Source organism: Rhizobium sp. PP-F2F-G48 (assembly GCF_004342335.1).
GTDB lineage: Bacteria > Pseudomonadota > Alphaproteobacteria > Rhizobiales > Rhizobiaceae > Ferranicluibacter.
The window spans coordinates 146,613-163,235 of record NZ_SLVH01000004.1; the positions used below are offsets into that span (position 1 = coordinate 146,613).

The following is a 16,623-nucleotide window of genomic DNA, read 5'->3' on the forward strand; positions in this document are numbered from 1 at the left end:
GCACGCCTGTGGTCACACAGTTGGCGTCATGACCGTTCGGTAAGGGTCCAGCGACCTCTATACCGTGCCAAGCTTGTGCGTCGCCGACGCCCGACATGCAAAAACGCCGCCCGGCGAGCCGGACGGCGTTTGCAAACACGTGCGACAGTCGCTCGGCCTTTACGGTGCGAGCTCGGCCTTCTGCGGGTTGGCCGGGAAGCTCGGGTCGCTCTTCTTGCCGCGCAGCAGGTCCAGCGCATAGTTCAGCTGGATGTCGTCCTTGGGTTCCGGCGGAACATAGGCAACCGAGCCGGAGCCCTCCTGCGTCTCGTTCTGGCCCTGGATATGACCGCGCAGGCTCGATTCGCTGGTGTTCTCGACCTTGCCGAGAAGTTCCGGCGGAAGCGGCTGCTCGACCTTGATATCCGGCGAGATGCCGGTGCCCTGGATCGATTTGCCCGACGGCGTGTAATAGAGCGCCGTCGTCAGGCGAAGCGCACCGGCCTCGCCGAGCGGGATGATCGTCTGGACGGAGCCCTTGCCGAAGGAGCGCGTGCCGAGAACCGTCGCACGCTTCAGGTCCTGGAGAGCGCCGGCGACGATTTCCGATGCGGACGCCGAACCGCCGTTGACGAGCACGATGACCGGCTTGCCGTCGGTCAGATCGCCCGGCGTGGCGTTGAAGCGACGGGTTTCGTCCGCGTTGCGGCCCCGGGTGGAGACGACTTCGCCGCGCTCGAGGAAGGCGTCGGAAACGTTGATCGCCTGATCGAGCAGACCGCCCGGGTTCAGGCGCAGATCCAGCACGTAGCCCTTGAGCTTGTCGGCGGGCACGTCCTTCTTGATCTTCTCGATCGCGTTCTTCAGGTCGTCATAGGTCTTTTCCGTGAACGAGATGACACGGACATAGCCGACATCGCCTTCGACACGCGACTTGACGGCGCGGACCGCGATGACGTCGCGCACGATCGTCAGTTCGATCGGCTTGTCGGCGCCCTTGCGCAGGATGGTGAGCTTGATCGGCTTGCCGACCGCACCGCGCATCTTGTCGACGGCTTCTTCCAGCTTCAGACCGCGAACGTCCTGGCCATCGATCTTGGAAATGAAGTCGCCGGCGAGGACACCGGCCTTGGCGGCGGGCGTATCGTCGATCGGGCTCGTGACCTTGACCAGTTCGTCTTCCATCGTGACTTCGATGCCGAGACCGCCGAATTCACCCTTGGTCTGGGTGCGCATGTCTTCCGCGTCGGTGGCATTCATGTAACTCGAATGCGGATCGAGCGACGAGAGCATGCCGTTGATGGCATTCTCGATCAGCTTGTCGTCCTGCGGCGGCGTGACGTACTGGGCGCGGACGCGCTCGAAGACGTCGCCGAAAATCGACAGTTCGCGATAGGTCGACGGATTGGCCGCAACGGCCGGAACGACCGCAGAGTAGACGACGCTCATCGCCGTCGCGCCCATCAACGCCCCAACCAGAACTAGAGAAGCCCTACGAATCATTTCGTACCTTTCCGGTGTCCGAGGCGGTCCACCATGGTCGAGAATCAACCGGTTTACCGTCTTTTCTGAATTCAATGTAAAGCGTTGGTCGATCTGTTTCCAGCGCCAAAGCCGCAGCACTCGCTACTCTTTTCGCGCCCATCTGGCCAAGGGGTTCGCCGGCAACGACAAACTGGCCAGGCTGGACAGCGACCGTCTCCATCCCGGACAAAACAACAAGATAGCCGTCACCCGGATTGAGAATGATCATCTGTCCGTAGCTGCGGAACGCGCCGGAGAACATCACCCATCCATCCGCCGGGGCGGTTACCAGCGCGCCGGCTTCGGTGCGCAGCATCATGCCTTGCGAGGAATGCCCGGTGCCGTCGTCCTCGCCGTAGCGGCGCAGGACCGAGCCTGCGACGGGGAAGGCGAGTTTCTTCTGCAACTCGGAAAATTCGTATGCCGGGGCAATACGGTTTTTGTCAGGCACCGCGTTGCGGGCCAACTCGCGTGCCGCCTCGCGTTCGGCCTCCGACAGGCGGGATCGGGCTTCTTCCTCCGCGCGTGCCGCGTCGGCCGCAGCCCGCACCGAGCCGATCTCGCTTTCGAGCGAGCCGATCAGGCTCTGAAGGCTCGTTGCCTGGGAGGCCAGCTGCTCCGCCTTGCGCCGTTCGGCGGCCAGTTCCGTCGTGTTGCTGCTCTTGAGCTTTTCTTTCTCGGCCACCAGCATGTTCATCCGCCGCTCTTCCTCGAGCCGGGCGGTCATGTCGTTGCCGAGCGCCTGCTTCTGGGTCACGATATCGGAGCGCAGGCCGGCAAGAGCCTGCAGATCGGCAGCAAGGCTTTCCGTTTCGTGACGGATGCCCGGCACGACGGCGCCGAGCAGGATGGCGCTACGAACGGAGCCGAGAGCGTCTTCCGGCGTGACCAGAAGTGCAGGCGGCGGGTTGCGGCCCATTCGCTGGAGGGCGGCGAGAACTTCTGCCAGCACCCCGCGCCGCGCCTTGAGCGACTGGTGGACGGTGTCTTCGCGAACGCGCAGATCGGCAAGCTTGGTCTCGCCATCCGCAATCTGTTGTTCGAGCGTCCGGCGCTTGCCGGCGGACTCCACCAGTGCCTGGCGCAGGGACTCGTTGGTCTTCTCGATGTCCGCGATCTCGGTCTGGAGCACGCGCGCGCGCTCTTCCGAGACGCTGATGGTCTTCGACAGAGCGTCCAGCTCGATGCGGGTATTGTTGCGTCTCTGGGAGAGGGCGGCGGCGGGGTCCTCGGGCGCGGCTGCGGCCGGACGATCGCCGCGCTCGGCCTCCTGCGCCTGCGCCGGCAGATCCAGCGAACCGAAGGACGTGAGCGCTACCGAGAGAAGAAGCGCTTGTCCGAGGCGGTGGGCACGCGGGTTCATCCGGTCGCCTACCTCGACTTTTCCGCGTCTCGTCTGCCGGTTGCTGATCATCCCGCCATCTGCCGTCGTCCGCCTTGCCCGAAGCTTGCCCTTGAGGATGGTCAAAGCCTTTCGTCACAAATGCGGCGCACGCATGGCCAAAGGCATGATGACGCAAGCTTGATGACGCGGCGGCGCGTTGCTCAGACGCGGTGGTAGGGATGTCCGGAGAGGATGGTAACAGCGCGGTAGAGCTGTTCTGCAATGAGAATGCGGACGAGCTGGTGGGGCCAGGTCAGGCGGCCGAGGCAGATGACGGCGTCCGCACGGGCGTGCAGATCAGGGTCGAGACCGTCCGCTCCACCGATCGCGATCGTCATGTCACGCTTCCCCTGATCGCGAAATCCGCCGATGAGGTCGGCCAAGGCAGGGGAGTCCAGGTGTTTGCCGCGCTCGTCCAGCAGAATGAGAAGACCCGCCTCAGGCAGCGACTTCAACAGCTGGGCACCTTCCTCGCGCTTGCGCGTCTCGCTGGACGAGGCGCGGCTTTCGGCGATCTCCGTCATTCGCCCGGCCTCGAGCCCGATTGCCGGGCCGGCCTTGGCGAAGCGATCGAGATAGCGCGCCGCAAGATCCTTCTCCGGGCCGGCTTTCAGGCGCCCGACAGCAAAAAGTCCGATTTTCACCCTCTGGCCTCCGGCACAGCAATGTCTTGGCCAACCGTCTCCGTGTCGGCCCTGGTCCGTATGATGCTTGTCAGCCGCGTTGCAAGACGGCCGTGCATCTGCTGCACCCTTCGACGCACGCGTCATGGGTTCGTCGAAGCCTTGATGTCAAGGATCGGCGTCGAGGTTCAGTGGCGCGTGCCGTCATCCATTTCGGGCGCCGCCCACATCCGCTCGATGTTGTAGAATTCGCGGATTTCGGGACGGAACACATGGATGATGATATCGCCGGCGTCGATCAGCACCCAGTCGGCCGTCTCCAGGCCTTCGACCCGGGGGGAACCCAAGCCTTCGTCCTTCATGTCGGATACCAAGTGATCGGAGATCGCTGCAACATGGCGGCTCGATCGCCCGGAAACCACAACCATGTAGTCGCCCAGCGCCGATTTCCCGGCAATGTTGATCGTGACAATATCTTCTGCCTTTGAGTCCTCGAGGCTGGCGAGGACCAGTTGAAGTGCCCGGTCGGCGGCATCGTCGCCACGTTCCGTGCTTTTCGGGAAGATGCGGGTGACATTTCCCTTGGCGTGTACTGTTGTCAGAGTTTTTCCTTTCCCAATGACCAGAACATGCACGTTCGGCACATCTTGCGCCGGGCAACCGCTTGTCGAACGGCGACCTTGATAAATGTAGTCATCAAAGCCTTAAGGTTTCAAGACGCCCGCGAAAAGATCGTCAGCCCCGCACAGGCTTGGTCGCCCGCAAGGCAGTCGAGCTCAGGGGCGATCGAGGTCCGTGGAGGAAGGTCCAGGCCGGCGCGGGCCGCCGGGCCAGAAGGGCCGCATCCTCCTCGTCGACGCGGGCGTAGTCGAAGGTTTGTGCCATCTTCGAGGAGAGATAGGCAAGGGTTGCGCCCGGCCGATCGACGACGGCAATGGGCACGCTGCGGGCAATCTCCTGCCAGCGCTGCCAGCGATCGAAGGTCTTCAGATTGTCGGCGCCCATGACCCAGACGAAGTGGATGGCCGGATTTCGGGCGCGAATCCTTTCGAGCGTCCGTGCCGTGTAGCTCTGCCCGAGCGTCTGCTCGAAGGCTGTCACCTTGATGCGCGGGCTTTCCGTGATGGCTTCGCTCAGCGCGATGCGATCGGCGAGCGACGCCAGTTCGCGCCGGCTCTTCAGCGGGTTGCCCGGCGTCACCATCCACCACAGCTGGTCGAGCCTGAGCCGACGCAGGGCGATATCGGCCACCAGCACATGCCCGTCATGCGGCGGGTTGAACGAGCCGCCGAACAGGCCGACGGTCATGCCCGGCTCGACATGCGGCATTCGCAGATAGCGGTCGGCGACGCCTGCGTTTCCCGTCACCTAAGGCCGAACCTGTCCGGTGCCGTGCACGCGATACTGGAAGGAGGTCAGCTGCTCGACGCCCACAGGTCCGCGCGCATGCATCTTGCCGGTGGAAATGCCGATCTCGCCGCCCATGCCGAATTCGCCGCCGTCGGCAAACTGGGTCGAGGCATTGTGCAGGAGAATGGCGCTATCGATCTCGGTGAAGAAGCGGCCGACCACCTCGGGGTTCTCGGCGATGACGGCCTCCGTGTGGGACGACGACCAGAGAGCGATATGCTCGATCGCGCCGGAAATGCCCTCGACCATCCGCACCGCGATGATGGCATCGAGATATTCGGTTGCCCAGTCCTCCTCCGTGGCGGCGATCAGGCCTGGGACGATGGCCCGAACCGCGTCGTCGCCGCGCACTTCGCAGCCGGCGGTCTGCAGCGCGGCAACCAGCGGCGCGACGAAGCGTGCAGCACCGGCCGTGTCGATCAGCAGCGTCTCCGCCGAGCCGCAGACGCCGGTGCGGCGCATCTTGGCGTTGACGATGATGTCCCGCGCCATGTCGAGATCCGCCGATGCATCGACATAGACATGGCACAAGCCTTCCAGATGCGCGAAGACGGGCACGCGGGCCTCGTTCTGGACGCGGGCGACGAGGCTCTTGCCGCCGCGCGGCACGATCACGTCGATCGCACCGTTCAGCCCGGTGAGCATGGCGCCGACGGCGGCGCGGTCGGCGACCGGAACCATCTGGATCGCATGCTCGGGAAGGCCGGCCGAAGCCAGACCCTCCAGCAGGCAGGCGTGGATCGCCTGCGAGGAATGGAGGCTGTCGGAGCCACCGCGCAGGATCACCGGATTGCCGGCCTTCAGGCACAGCGCACCCGCATCCGCCGTCACGTTCGGCCGGCTTTCATAGATGACGCCGATGACGCCGAGCGGCGTGCGGACGCGTTGGATGCGCAGGCCGTTCGGCCTGTCCCACTCGGCGATGACGTCGCCAACCGGATCCGGCAGAGCGGCGATATCGCGAATGGCGCTCGCCATGCTCGCCACGCGCTCTTCGCTCAGCGTCAGCCTGTCGATGAAGGCGGCGGCAACGCCGGTTTCCCGCGCATTTTCCAGATCGAGCGCATTGGCAGACAGGATCTCGGCCGTCCGCTTGACGATCGCATCCGCCATGGCCATCAGGGCTGCGGTCTTCTGCGCCGGCAGCGCCATGGCGAGCGGCCGGGCCGAAGCCTTGGCCTGCCGGCCGATGGTCGCCATCAGGTCCTGGATTTCGCGCTTGCGGGGATCGTCAAGCATGGATGTCGCTCCTCTTCGTCTCCATCTGCGTTTCCGACCCCGGCGTCGTGCTCTCCTGCAGCGCGCCGGTCATGACGAGATCGTCACGATGCACCATCGCGGCGCGACCGGCATAGCCGAGAATTGCCGCGATTTCTCCCGATTTCCGGCCTGCGATCTGCCGCGTTTCGTCGGCGTCGTAGCCGGCAAGGCCGCGGGCGATCTCGCGCCCGTTCGCACTGAGGATCGCGATCGTATCGCCGCGACTGAAGGAGCCGGTGACGTCGCGCACGCCGGCCGGCAGCAGGCTCTTGCCGGAACGCAAGGCCGTTTCGGCGCCTGTATCGATGGCCAGGCTGCCGGAGGGCAGCAATTGCCCGGCGATCCATGTCTTGCGAGCCGTCACGGGCGTGGTGGACGGTGCAAACCACGAGGAGCGGGCGCCTTCGGCGAGAGCTCTCAAAGGATGATCGACCTTGCCCGAAGCGATGATCATCGCGCAGCCGGCGCTGGTCGCCATCTTGCCGGCGTCGATTTTCGTGCGCATGCCGCCCCGCGAGAGTTCAGAGGCGGCACCGCCGGCCATCGCCTCGATTTCGGGCGTAATCGACGGGATGATCTCGAGAAACGCGGCCTGCGGATCGAGATGCGGCGGCGCCGTGTAGAGGCCGTCGATATCGGAAAGCAGGACGAGCAGGTCCGCGCCGATCATGGTGGCGACGCGCGCGGCCAGCCGGTCGTTGTCGCCATAGCGGATTTCGCTGGTGGCGACCGTGTCGTTCTCGTTGATGATGGGGATGGCGCCCATTTTCAGGAGCTGCTTCATCGTCGCGCGGGCGTTCAGATACCGCCGGCGCTCTTCCGTGTCGCCGAGCGTCAGCAGAACCTGCCCGGCGATGATCGCATCCCGCGACAGGCTTTCCGACCAGGCCCGTGCCAGCGCGATCTGCCCGACCGCCGCCGCCGCCTGGCTCTCCTCCAGCTTGAGAGCGCCGGCCGGCAGCTTCAGCACCGAGCGGCCGAGCGCAATGGCGCCCGAGGAGACCACGAGAACATCGACGCCCTTTGCTTTCAGCGCCGCAATATCGGCGCAGATGGCGTCGAGCCATGTCGTCTTCAGCCCGCGCGCGCCATCGACCAGCAGCGCCGATCCGATCTTGATGACGATCCGCCGATAGGTCGAAAGCGGCTTGCGGGCAGCACGCATCAGTCGTCGCTCCCGAATTCGTCGATGCCCGCGGTCTGGGCGGTCACGATGATATCGCGCAAAGCGCGCAAGGTTTCCGTCATGCCCGTGCCGACAATGGCCGAGAGCAGGAAGGGTGTCTTGCCCGAGGCCTTCGCCAGCGCCTTCTGCTTTGCCTTCAGCTCCGTCGGGTCAAGCGTATCGACCTGCGAGAGGGCAACGATCTCCACCTTGTCCGTCAGCTCGCCACCATAGGCCTGCAGCTCGCGCTTCACGGTCTTGTAGGCCTTGGCCACATCCTCTTCCTGCCCGGAAACGAGGTGAAGCAGAACGCGCGTGCGCTCGACATGGCCGAGGAAACGGTCGCCGAGGCCGACGCCTTCATGCGCGCCTTCGATCAGGCCGGGAATATCCGCGAGAATGAATTCGCGCCCATCGATCGTGGCAACGCCGAGGTTCGGGTGCAGCGTGGTGAAGGGGTAGTTCGCGATCTTCGGCCGCGCGCGCGTGCACGTGGCGAGGAAGGTGGACTTGCCGGCGTTCGGCAGTCCGACGAGCCCGGCATCGGCGATCAGCTTCAGCCGCAGCCAGATGGTCTTTTCCTCGCCCTCGAGCCCCGGATTGGCCCAGCTCGGCGCCTGGTTGGTGGCCGATTTGAAATGCGCATTGCCGAAACCGCCATTGCCGCCGGCCGCGATGCGAAAGCGCTGGCCCTCGGTGATCATGTCGATGATCAGCGTTTCGCCGTCTTGTTCGAAGATCTGCGTGCCGACCGGCACTTTCAACGTGACATGATCGCCGCCCGCGCCCGTGCGGTTGCGGCCCATGCCGTGGATGCCCGTGCCGGCCTTGAAATGCTGCTGAAAGCGGAAGTCGATCAGGGTGTTCAGGCCGTTGACCGCCTCGACCCAGACATCGCCGCCCCGTCCGCCGTCGCCGCCGTCGGGACCGCCGAACTCGATAAACTTCTCGCGCCGGAAAGAGACCGCGCCGGCACCCCCGTCGCCGGAGCGGATATAGACCTTGGCCTCATCAAGAAATTTCATCGTCGTACCGTTCGTGGTTACTGCCGGAAATGCCGCCATCGATATAGGCGCGGCCCGGACAGGTCAAAGAAATCCTTCATGCAGGCGGCCCCGGCCGCAAGGCTAAAGCCGCCTGCAAGATCCTTATATCGCGGGTACGAACCCGTCCCGCGTGAGGCGTGTCTCGATCCGGTTGACCGCCCCGCCCCGCGCCGGGACATAGACATCCGAGATGCCCGTGATCGCGAAACCGAGCTTGGCCTGGACCTTCAGCGAGGCCGTGTTGTCCGCAAAGACGCCGGACAACAGGACGCAGTCGGGCCGCTGCCGGAAGAACGTCTCGATGAGGGCAGTGGCAGCTTCGCTCATGATGCCGCGGCCCCAGGCCTGCCGGTTCAGCCAGTAACCGAGGTGCCAGCCGTTCCCCAGTCTCTCGATCGAGGCCACGCCGATATGGACATCGCCCTTCTCGGTAATGGCCGCGTTCCAGGCGGTGCCGGCATTGGCCTGCGTTTCCAGCCACTCCCGCGCATCGTCCAGATGATAGGGCTGGGGCACACGCATGAGCATGCGCGCGACGCCGAAGTCGCAGAGGGAAGCGGTGATCGCCGCCGCATCGGACAGGGCATGCGGCCGCAGGATCAGACGCGGTGTCCGGATGACCGGGCAGGGTGGCAAGGCTCCCGAGGTCCGGCTCCTTGCGCCCGAGATCTCGGGCTTCAACCGTGCCGGCCTGTCAAGGTCGAGCGTCATCGTCCGCCTCCCCAGCTTCTGAGCGAGATCCAGGTCTTGCGATCCAGCCGGAACCACTCGACCGGAACCATTCCGCCCAGTGCCAGGCTGCCGACCATGCCGCCGCCCTGATACTGGAACCCGCACTTCTGGATGACCCGCCGCGAAGCGACGTTCATCACCCGGCAGCGGGCATCCAGCTGGGCGATGTCGCGCGTGCGGAAAGCCATGTCGATCAGCGCCTGGGCGGCTTCGGTCGCATAGCCCTTGTTCCAGTGCGGCTCACCCAGCCAGTAGCCGAGCTCGGCGGTGCGCCCATCCTCGTGCGGCTCGACACCGCAGCAGCCGAGAAAGGCGCCCGTGTCCGCTTTGGTGATGGCATAGACGCACTTGCCAATCGTGCCGGCATTCGTGCGTCGCACGAAATCCGCGGCATCCGCCACCGTGTAGGGATGCGGCATGCGCGAAACCATGGTGGCGATGTTGGCGTTGTTGGCAAGATGGGCAAGGGCGTCGATATCGTCTTCATGGGGCGCGCGCAGGACGAGCCGCGGTGACAACAATATCGGGCAATCGGTCCTTGACCGTTGCGGCCTCGGCCGCTCGTCGGGAAACCTCAGCGGGTCTTCCCGTAACAGTTCGCTCTGCATGTCTCGTCCTCCAGACGTGAAAAAGGGGAGTTGGGTCTTGCCCCATCTCCCCTTTGTCGTGGTCTGAACCTGAAACGGCCAGCCGGGTCGATGAGACGCCGGCTGTTTTAGAGCGCTACCGGCTTATTCCGCTGCTTCTGCTTTCGGCATGACCGAGACGTACACGCGGCCGTTGGCCTTCGTGCGGAAGTCCACATTGCCTGTCGTCAGCGAGAAAATGGTGTGGTCCTTGCCGAGGCCGACATTGGCGCCCGGATGCCACTTCGTCCCGCGCTGGCGCAGGATGATGTTGCCTGGAATGACGGCTTCGCCGCCGAACTTCTTCACGCCAAGGCGCTTGGATTCCGAATCGCGACCGTTACGCGACGAACCGCCAGCTTTTTTGTGTGCCATGGGTCTTCTCCTTTAAACCTTCGATCGATCTTACTTGGCGCCTGCGATGTCCAGGATACGGACAGTCGTCTGGTGCTGACGATGGCCGCGCGTGCGCTTGGAGTTCTGGCGACGGCGCTTCTTGAAGGCGATGACCTTCTTGGCGCGGCCATGGCCGACAACTTCCGCGCTGACGATCGCGCCTTCGACGAAGGGAAGGCCGATCGTGGCATCGGCGCCGACGCCGACCATCAGGATCTCGGTGAATTCGATCTTGTCGCCCTCGGCGCCATCCAGCTTTTCGATGGTGATGACGTCGTCTGCGGCTACGCGGTACTGCTTACCGCCGGTCTTGATGACTGCGAACATGTCTTGTCCTTGTCTGTTCGGTCCGGCTCTGTCCCAACAGGTTCCGAATGCTCGGAAACCGGTCATGAACGGCCGTCTTTTTATCAGTCGGAATGGCCAAGGGAAGGTTCTCCCCGGCCGACGAAACGGATACCCTCTCGGACATCCGGATGACGTGACGCCGCAACCCCATCACGGAGTCCGCACCACTTCAGATGCGCCCGTTACGCGAACTTTAGAAAACTGTCAAGGTAAAAGCCCTGAAATCCTTCCCATTCAAGCCTTTCTCCCTCTTGCCATCCCCCCGAACTGCCGCTATGAACCGCTTCGCGCTTCCAAAGCGCCTTCTGACCCCGCGGAGAGGTGGCAGAGTGGTCGAATGCACCGCACTCGAAATGCGGCATGCCTGCAAGGGCATCGTGGGTTCAAATCCCACCCTCTCCGCCACTTCCCATTGATTTCATTGTCTAATTTCAATTTTCTCGCGATCCGTCCTTACGGATACCCTAACTTGCATCTCCGCCGGCAGTGCTTCCGATGGATAGGCGGCGCACGAGTTTTTTCCGAGCATTCTGGGGTGCCTGCTAACTGCCTGACCCTATTGCGATAACGGAATTGCTGCCACGGTGTGATACAACTGTCATACAACAAGCCATTGAAATTGCACTCTTTTCCCTAGAATTTCTTGGTGCTAGAGTTCTTCTGAACAAGGAGAACCGGGATGAAACATCAAGAACCGAGTGCAGCCATGTCGATCCAATCGGCGGCGAAGTATCTGTCTCTATCCCGCTCTGGGATCTATCGCCTCATCAACAGCGGCACGCTTAACCGGGTGAAAATTGGCGGTCGCTCCGTGATCCGGCGCGCGGACGCTGATGCGTTGCTTGGAGCCTCGCACGATAGCTCTGTTGCTCTTACAGAGCCCCCGCTCGAGAGAGGTAGTGTTTCGGGGATTTTCGGATGAGTGGTCAGAGGCGGCGCTACCGAACGTCGATGAAGCATGTGCAACGCTGCCCTCTGCTACTTCAGTTGCGGCAAATGACGATCGGGGACATGGTCCAAGGTTTCCAATATCCGCCAGGGCTGTCGGTGCTGACAATTCAGACCCACCCCGTATTCGGTGAACGGGGGGACGCGGCCTTGGTGTACGACGTGCCTGTGATGTTGCCGCCTGAGTTTCGCGCGTCCACCGAAACAAATTTGCGGCTGGCATTAGCCATGGTCGAGGCTGTTGATCCAGAGGCCGCTGCAACTATCGCCAATCTCAAAACCCTAGCCCGTTCGCAGCGTTCCAGGGCCTATGAAGCGAGGTTGCGCAAATGACGCGACACGCTCACCCGGCTTCCTTTTTGGCGTTTGCGGTTGAGGTGGCCACCTTCGTCGAGGAAATTGAAACGGCTGTTCCTCCCGCCCCTTTTCCATTGGCCTCTGGCTCTGACGCATTACTGCGATCGGCGTTTGCTGACGCCAAGAGGCGCCACGACGGCCTGTTTTATGTCTTAGTCGAAGAGGAGCGGGCGCGGTTGGAAGCAGCTGAGGGCGAGTACCGTCCGGAGTTGCGGCCATATCTTGAGGATGTCGCCAGCAGGCGGATTGCTGAGCAATCCAGAAATTACACACCTATCGCTCGGACGTCTCGATCAATTCAGGCGGAGGTGATCGCCGGCGTCCACTTCGCCGCCGCTAGAAACCGCGCCTTCACGGCAAAGGCGCTAAACCGTGGCATTCCTCGTGCGGAGATGATGTTCGGCTTCTCACCCTCCACTGTCCGAAACGCCTTGGATAGCTTCGTGCGCCCGTTGATCGCTCAAACCGAAGTGCTTCTTGTGGCGGTCGATCTCGCTGCGTCAAAAGCGACGGCCTTGCTCCATCTGTGGCAGCACTTAGGAGGGCCGGGCCGTGCGTTGATCAACGCACGCGAGCTCATGGCTACAGGTCAGATCCTAACTCCTTTCCGGTCTGTGGAGGAGCGGGCGATCCGAGAGCCGCGACCCTTTGCGCGCGCTGATGCCGCTGAGCGTGCGCTGAACATGCTGCGCCATGAGCTGCAGCTGCGTTGCGAAAAGGGTGCCGTATCGGACGGCTAGAAACGCATTCTAATCTGCGGAGAATGACGTCATGGAAAATCACTTCACCAACCGAAATGCCTACCGGGGCTGTTCCGTCGTCGATGTAGCTACAGCCGCCGAAATCGCCGGGCGCTCGGTGTCATGGATCCGCACACATCTGAATTTCGGGCCCCTTGAGCGAGCTGATGTCAATGGTCGGCAGGGCGTCACGGTCGCAAGCTTACGCCTTCTCATTGAACACCAACGCAGTCGCAGGCGAGTGCGTCGCAAGCTCGTCCTTGTCGTCGACAACACGAAATAGAACGGCCGGCTCTCATTGCAGTGAGGCCGGCCTGAAAGGCATATTGTGAACAGCCACAGCATACCAAAACCTGGCACTGTAGAAAAGACGCAGTTGAACTATTTCGAGCGCCTCGCAGATCTCGGTTACACGCGCCTGGTCCCCGTCATCCCGCCAACTGCGGAGATCAGCCAAGGCTCATCACTGTTCAAGCGCCTGGGCACGAAGCAGGACGGCCGCGGCAAGACACCCGGCGTAAAAGGGCGCGACGGTAAATTCTATAGCTTCGACTGGGTGCCGTACGAGGCCGACGAGCGGGACTATCGCCGCTGGCATGACATGGGCGCCGGCGTCGGCATCAAGACGGGGCGCGGTCTAGTCGGCATCGACGCCGACACGCTCGACGACGGCCACGCCAAGATCATCAAGGACACGATCGAGGAAGAGTTGGGGATCTCACCGATCCGTGTAGGGAACCGCCCGAAAGCCTTGTACCCGTTTCGTGTGACAGGACCTGTTCAGTATCAACGCATCGACTTCGGGCCGAACATCGCGCCGCCTGGCGAGGCACCGAATTTTGAGCGTGTCGAGATCCTGTCGGACGGGCGGTTCTTCGTCGCCCAGGGCATCCACCCCAAGACCGGAAAGCCGTACGAGTGGCTCCGACCGCCTACCGCTGTCGAAGCGCTGCCAGTAGTGACGCCCGAGCAGATCACGCAGTTGCTCGAGATGCTGCGCATGCGCTTGCCTGAAGCGTCCAAGGTGCAGAAGGAGGGCGGAACGTCTGAGGTCTCTCAGCAGTCGCTGCGCAGCGCACCTGAGATAGTGCGAAAGGCCGTCACCGCCATTCCCAACACGTCGGCCTTGTTCCCCTCGCGCGAAAGCTATCGGGATATGGGGTACGCGATTAAAGCCGCCGTCGAGAACGAACACGACGCGTTCGAGATCTTCGCGGACTGGTGCGACAGGTGGGTCGATGGCAGCAACGACCCGGACGTGATCGCGTCGGACTGGTCGCGCATGAAGCCGCCGTTTCGGCGTGGTGCTCAATGGCTATACCAGCTCGCCGAACGGCACGGCGCTGGTTCCTTCTCGATTGGGGAAGTGTGGTTCGAGGATCTCGAAAATCCCGATAACCCGTTCCAGTCTCTTGAGATTGTGCGCACGCCCGCCCCTTCGCCCCCCGCGGTGATCGAGTGGATCAGCCCGTCGCAATGGGAGGGTCGCGCGCCCGCCGTTCGGCAATGGGAAGTCAAAGACTGGATACCAAGAGGGGAGGTGACCCTTCTATATGGAGATGGCGGTATCGGGAAGACACTTCTTGCACACCAATACGCGACTGCGGCAGCGGCTGGCCTTCCTTGGCTCGGTCAGGAAACTCGAAAGGCCAAGGTCATGTGCTTCTTTTGCGAGGACAGCGCTGATGAGTTGCACCGGCGCCAAATCGACATCAATCGCGCCTTGGGCCTTACGCTGACCGATATTGACGCAAATCTGAGGATCGCGCCGCGCAAATATTTCGATAATCTCATGGTCCAATGGGATCGCAACACCGGTGCGATGAATCGGCAGGCGGTCTGGGAAAAATTGCGCGACGACGCAGTAGCCTTTGGCGCGGACGTCGTGATCATCGATACGATTGCCGACGCGTATAGCGGCTCTGAGATCGATCGAGCCCAAGTCAGTGCGTTTATCAAATCCTGCCTTGGAAGGCTGGCCCAAGAGATCGGCGGCACGGTCATAGCGCTGGGGCATCCTTCCGCGGCTGGCAAGGCATCAGGATCTGGAACCAGCGGCTCAACAGCCTGGAGCAATGCCGTAAGGTCCCGCCTATATCTTCGGTATCCGAAGGGCGTAACGAAGGGTTCTGTTCGCGAACTTGAAGGCATGAAGAGCAACTACGGACCCGCCGGAAACCTGATAAAACTCCGATGGGATCAAGGTGCTTTCGCAGTGCTTGCGTCGAGCGCGCCCCAAACTGCAGAAGCTGTCGAGCGTGGGGGCGTATTTGCCGTGCCCAGCGTTGAAGTTGCAGCGTGTGACGCCCTACTGGCGGCCCTTCGCGCTTGCTCCGATCAGAGAATGGCCGGGGCTCAGAATTCCCAGTTCTATTTTTTGAAAATTTTGAGGCGTCGCGAAAGTGGGCTTATCGAAGCTTTCGATGATGCCGAATTGGTCCGTGCAATGAACACTTTGGAAAAGGCTGGCGCCGTGGTGTCTCGCGTTATCGGGCGTGACGGGAGCCGGCGCCCGATGAGCGGTTATGCTGTTGTCGCGGACATTCTGTCCTATGCGGACGAAGCGAATGGAGGAATTTTCGAATGAAAGTTTCCTGCCGTTCTTGCCGCTGCTGCAGCAAAGTGCAGCAAAGTCCTTTTGCGGCACGTAGTCAGGCTATTGTAATCATTGAACATTATAGCTTTGCTGCACTTTGCTGCAGCAGGTCCGCCGCAAAGTGCAGCAAAGTGCAGCAAAGTCCTTGGTTTCTGGCCATTTCCTGTGCCGCAAAGTGTGTTGCAGCAAAGTCCCACCCTAAAGGGGGAGCGATGCTGCGCACCGCCTCCAGGCTTCGCTCCCCCATCGGTCTTAGGGTTACGCGCGTTAGTACAACGACCCGTGCGCATAATAGACGGAGGCCGAATGCCCGCGATACCTCAAAGGCCTTGCGTACGAGAGGGCGGTCCAGATGGTGACATCGACCCAGAACCGTATGCAGGCACGCGCGGCTATTTTGCGCTGGCATCGAAAACTCCGCGCCACTCGGCCCCGGTGCGGCGCGAAGCGGAAGCATGACGGCGAGCCCTGTCAGCAGATCGCTATGGGGAACGGCCGCTGCCACTATCACGGCGGGCGCACCGGATCGGGAAAAGACTGGCACAAAACCAAGTGGCCAAATAGCAAGGAGACTGACGCGGAGGGGAAGCTCGCGCGCAAACTCCACGACCAGGCGAAAGCCGCAAAAGCGCGCGCCAAGCGCCTTGCCACGATGACACCAGAACAGCGAACCACACACGAAGCTTGGCAGCAATCGCACCGACCTGGACCTGCTGCAGCGCGTGTGGTGAAGCGTCGCGAACGCGAGCAAAGTGCATACATCGCGGCCGTTTTCGCCAAGGAGCGATTGCCTGATCCGGCAAGCGTCGAACTCCAATTGGAGATTGAAGCGCTGGAGCGGCGCCTGACCGCGGTCGCTGCCGTAAACATTTTTGATTGAGGAAGCGCGGAATGGGAAAGCCAGAGACCGTCGAAGATATCCAGCGCGAGCTTTTAGTTCGTGTGCGCACAGAAGGCGTTGTTGCTGCCTACGAGGCCAGCTTGGCCATATGCCGTGATCCGAAAGCGCCGGCGCCTGCTCGTGCTACCGCCTCCGCAACCATTTTCCGCGTTGCCGGGCTGTTCGACCGGAAAGACGGGGATAAGCTCGTCGAGCCGCATGAAATGACGGCTGATCAACTGAATGCCGAAATCAAACGGCTTGGGGAAAGGCAGTCGAGGCCAGCTGACGATAGCGACATCTTCGGCTAGGCCGGGCGACGCAATGGGATCACGTTGCTCTTAGGCAACTCGATCGAACCGCCCGACGCGCTAGGCTGCGATAGGCAAGGTGTGGGACCCATTTCCGGGAAAAGAGCTTGAGCATTCATTTCTATCTGCTCGATTATGCAGGCAATACGGTTCGCGCTGAGCGCCGGCAGTTGCAGATCTCGTAATTCCTCCGAGAGAGCACCCACGGCTGCGCTGATCATGTGGGCGCGATATTCAGTCGGCAGGTCCATATCAGCGATCGTCGCTTGTCGGTCTTTGAGGTAGAGCAGGCTGCTGA

Annotated in this window: 19 protein-coding genes and 1 tRNA gene; 7 read left to right on the plus strand and 13 right to left on the minus strand. The window is 62.3% G+C overall.

Annotated elements, in window-relative coordinates:
- Positions 1-159 precede the first annotated feature (159 nt).
- From C8J36_RS11900 to rplU, 12 genes are all read right to left on the minus strand, one after another.
- The gene (locus C8J36_RS11900) at positions 160-1,482 is read right to left on the minus strand and encodes a S41 family peptidase (protein WP_062477523.1); all 1,323 of its coding nucleotides are present in this window, start codon (positions 1,480-1,482) and stop codon (positions 160-162) included.
- A complete protein-coding gene (locus C8J36_RS11905; protein ID WP_245506537.1) occupies positions 1,472-2,866 on the minus strand; it encodes a murein hydrolase activator EnvC in 1,395 nt (464 codons plus the stop codon). Before C8J36_RS11905 ends, C8J36_RS11900 begins: the two co-directional genes overlap by 11 nt.
- 182 nt (positions 2,867-3,048) lie before the next feature.
- Positions 3,049-3,531, minus strand: coding sequence for a 23S rRNA (pseudouridine(1915)-N(3))-methyltransferase RlmH (gene rlmH / locus C8J36_RS11910; RefSeq protein ID WP_062593664.1), 483 nt, complete (start codon positions 3,529-3,531; stop codon positions 3,049-3,051).
- Positions 3,532-3,698: 167 nt separating this feature from the next.
- Positions 3,699-4,145, minus strand: coding sequence for a ribosome silencing factor (rsfS, locus tag C8J36_RS11915; RefSeq protein WP_062593720.1), 447 nt, complete (start codon positions 4,143-4,145; stop codon positions 3,699-3,701).
- 100 nt (positions 4,146-4,245) lie between these two features.
- Entirely contained in the window at positions 4,246-4,839 is a 594-nt protein-coding gene (locus C8J36_RS11920; RefSeq protein WP_132535446.1) for a nicotinate-nucleotide adenylyltransferase, read from the minus strand.
- Positions 4,840-4,878: 39 nt separating this feature from the next.
- Positions 4,879-6,159 carry a glutamate-5-semialdehyde dehydrogenase gene (locus C8J36_RS11925; RefSeq protein ID WP_132535149.1) on the minus strand — a complete coding sequence of 427 codons (1,281 nt, stop codon included), beginning with the start codon at positions 6,157-6,159 and terminating at the stop codon, positions 4,879-4,881.
- Entirely contained in the window at positions 6,152-7,345 is a 1,194-nt protein-coding gene (gene proB / locus C8J36_RS11930; protein ID WP_132535151.1) for a glutamate 5-kinase, read from the minus strand. The genes C8J36_RS11925 and proB overlap by 8 nt, the downstream gene beginning before the upstream one ends.
- Complete coding sequence (gene obgE / locus C8J36_RS11935) at positions 7,345-8,370, minus strand: GTPase ObgE (protein ID WP_062593669.1); 1,026 nt, start codon at positions 8,368-8,370, stop codon at positions 7,345-7,347. Before obgE ends, proB begins: the two co-directional genes overlap by 1 nt.
- Before the next feature lie 123 nt (positions 8,371-8,493).
- Positions 8,494-9,102: a GNAT family N-acetyltransferase gene (locus tag C8J36_RS11940; RefSeq protein ID WP_132535153.1), complete on the minus strand. Its 609-nt coding sequence runs from the start codon at positions 9,100-9,102 to the stop codon at positions 8,494-8,496.
- Positions 9,099-9,731, minus strand: coding sequence for a GNAT family protein (locus tag C8J36_RS11945; RefSeq protein ID WP_062593672.1), 633 nt, complete (start codon positions 9,729-9,731; stop codon positions 9,099-9,101). The genes C8J36_RS11940 and C8J36_RS11945 overlap by 4 nt, the downstream gene beginning before the upstream one ends.
- Positions 9,732-9,854: 123 nt before the next feature.
- Positions 9,855-10,124, minus strand: a complete 270-nt coding sequence (rpmA, locus tag C8J36_RS11950; protein ID WP_062477551.1) for a 50S ribosomal protein L27 — start codon at positions 10,122-10,124, stop codon at positions 9,855-9,857.
- Positions 10,125-10,154: 30 nt separating this feature from the next.
- Positions 10,155-10,472 carry a 50S ribosomal protein L21 gene (gene rplU / locus C8J36_RS11955; protein WP_132535155.1) on the minus strand — a complete coding sequence of 106 codons (318 nt, stop codon included), beginning with the start codon at positions 10,470-10,472 and terminating at the stop codon, positions 10,155-10,157.
- A gap of 336 nt (positions 10,473-10,808) precedes the next feature.
- Between rplU and C8J36_RS11960 the strand changes: the two genes are divergently transcribed.
- The 7 genes from C8J36_RS11960 to C8J36_RS11990 all read left to right on the plus strand — a co-directional run bounded on the left by C8J36_RS11960 (position 10,809) and on the right by C8J36_RS11990 (position 16,325).
- Positions 10,809-10,898: transfer RNA gene (locus C8J36_RS11960), tRNA-Ser, on the plus strand.
- A gap of 606 nt (positions 10,899-11,504) precedes the next feature.
- The gene (locus C8J36_RS11970; RefSeq protein ID WP_132535159.1) at positions 11,505-11,774 is read left to right on the plus strand and encodes a hypothetical protein; all 270 of its coding nucleotides are present in this window, start codon (positions 11,505-11,507) and stop codon (positions 11,772-11,774) included.
- Complete coding sequence (locus C8J36_RS11975; protein WP_132535161.1) at positions 11,771-12,538, plus strand: hypothetical protein; 768 nt, start codon at positions 11,771-11,773, stop codon at positions 12,536-12,538. Before C8J36_RS11970 ends, C8J36_RS11975 begins: the two co-directional genes overlap by 4 nt.
- A 31-nt stretch (positions 12,539-12,569) precedes the next feature.
- Positions 12,570-12,821 carry a hypothetical protein gene (locus tag C8J36_RS25140; RefSeq protein WP_207897494.1) on the plus strand — a complete coding sequence of 84 codons (252 nt, stop codon included), beginning with the start codon at positions 12,570-12,572 and terminating at the stop codon, positions 12,819-12,821.
- Positions 12,822-12,914: 93 nt separating this feature from the next.
- On the plus strand, positions 12,915-15,125 hold the full coding sequence (locus C8J36_RS11980) for an AAA family ATPase (protein WP_132535163.1): 2,211 nt from the start codon (positions 12,915-12,917) through the stop codon (positions 15,123-15,125).
- Positions 15,126-15,486: 361 nt separating this feature from the next.
- Positions 15,487-16,014: an HGGxSTG domain-containing protein gene (locus C8J36_RS11985; protein ID WP_132535165.1), complete on the plus strand. Its 528-nt coding sequence runs from the start codon at positions 15,487-15,489 to the stop codon at positions 16,012-16,014.
- Between the two features lie 11 nt (positions 16,015-16,025).
- Positions 16,026-16,325, plus strand: coding sequence for a hypothetical protein (locus C8J36_RS11990; protein WP_132535167.1), 300 nt, complete (start codon positions 16,026-16,028; stop codon positions 16,323-16,325).
- Here C8J36_RS11990 and C8J36_RS11995 read toward each other — a convergent pair.
- On the minus strand, positions 16,322-16,576 hold the full coding sequence (locus tag C8J36_RS11995; RefSeq protein WP_132535169.1) for a hypothetical protein: 255 nt from the start codon (positions 16,574-16,576) through the stop codon (positions 16,322-16,324). The two genes, C8J36_RS11990 and C8J36_RS11995, sit on opposite strands and share 4 nt — an antisense overlap.
- Between the last annotated feature and the right edge of the window lie 47 nt (positions 16,577-16,623).

Excerpts from the sequence above, each read along its gene's own strand:
- C8J36_RS11900 (WP_062477523.1), bottom strand. The coding sequence starts at position 1,482 with ATGATTCGTAGGGCTTCTCTAGTTCTGGTTGGGGCGTTGATGGGCGCG.
- C8J36_RS11905 (WP_245506537.1), bottom strand. The coding sequence starts at position 2,866 with ATGAACCCGCGTGCCCACCGCCTCGGACAAGCGCTTCTTCTCTCGGTA.
- C8J36_RS11920 (WP_132535446.1), bottom strand. The coding sequence starts at position 4,839 with ATGCCGCATGTCGAGCCGGGCATGACCGTCGGCCTGTTCGGCGGCTCG.
- C8J36_RS11925 (WP_132535149.1), bottom strand. The coding sequence starts at position 6,159 with ATGCTTGACGATCCCCGCAAGCGCGAAATCCAGGACCTGATGGCGACC.
- proB (WP_132535151.1), bottom strand. The coding sequence starts at position 7,345 with ATGCGTGCTGCCCGCAAGCCGCTTTCGACCTATCGGCGGATCGTCATC.
- obgE (WP_062593669.1), bottom strand. The coding sequence starts at position 8,370 with ATGAAATTTCTTGATGAGGCCAAGGTCTATATCCGCTCCGGCGACGGG.
- C8J36_RS11940 (WP_132535153.1), bottom strand. The coding sequence starts at position 9,102 with ATGACGCTCGACCTTGACAGGCCGGCACGGTTGAAGCCCGAGATCTCG.
- C8J36_RS11945 (WP_062593672.1), bottom strand. The coding sequence starts at position 9,731 with ATGCAGAGCGAACTGTTACGGGAAGACCCGCTGAGGTTTCCCGACGAG.
- rpmA (WP_062477551.1), bottom strand. The coding sequence starts at position 10,124 with ATGGCACACAAAAAAGCTGGCGGTTCGTCGCGTAACGGTCGCGATTCG.
- rplU (WP_132535155.1), bottom strand. The coding sequence starts at position 10,472 with ATGTTCGCAGTCATCAAGACCGGCGGTAAGCAGTACCGCGTAGCCGCA.
- C8J36_RS11970 (WP_132535159.1), top strand. The coding sequence starts at position 11,505 with ATGGTCCAAGGTTTCCAATATCCGCCAGGGCTGTCGGTGCTGACAATT.
- C8J36_RS11975 (WP_132535161.1), top strand. The coding sequence starts at position 11,771 with ATGACGCGACACGCTCACCCGGCTTCCTTTTTGGCGTTTGCGGTTGAG.
- C8J36_RS25140 (WP_207897494.1), top strand. The coding sequence starts at position 12,570 with ATGGAAAATCACTTCACCAACCGAAATGCCTACCGGGGCTGTTCCGTC.
- C8J36_RS11985 (WP_132535165.1), top strand. The coding sequence starts at position 15,487 with ATGGTGACATCGACCCAGAACCGTATGCAGGCACGCGCGGCTATTTTG.
- C8J36_RS11990 (WP_132535167.1), top strand. The coding sequence starts at position 16,026 with ATGGGAAAGCCAGAGACCGTCGAAGATATCCAGCGCGAGCTTTTAGTT.
- C8J36_RS11995 (WP_132535169.1), bottom strand. The coding sequence starts at position 16,576 with ATGGACCTGCCGACTGAATATCGCGCCCACATGATCAGCGCAGCCGTG.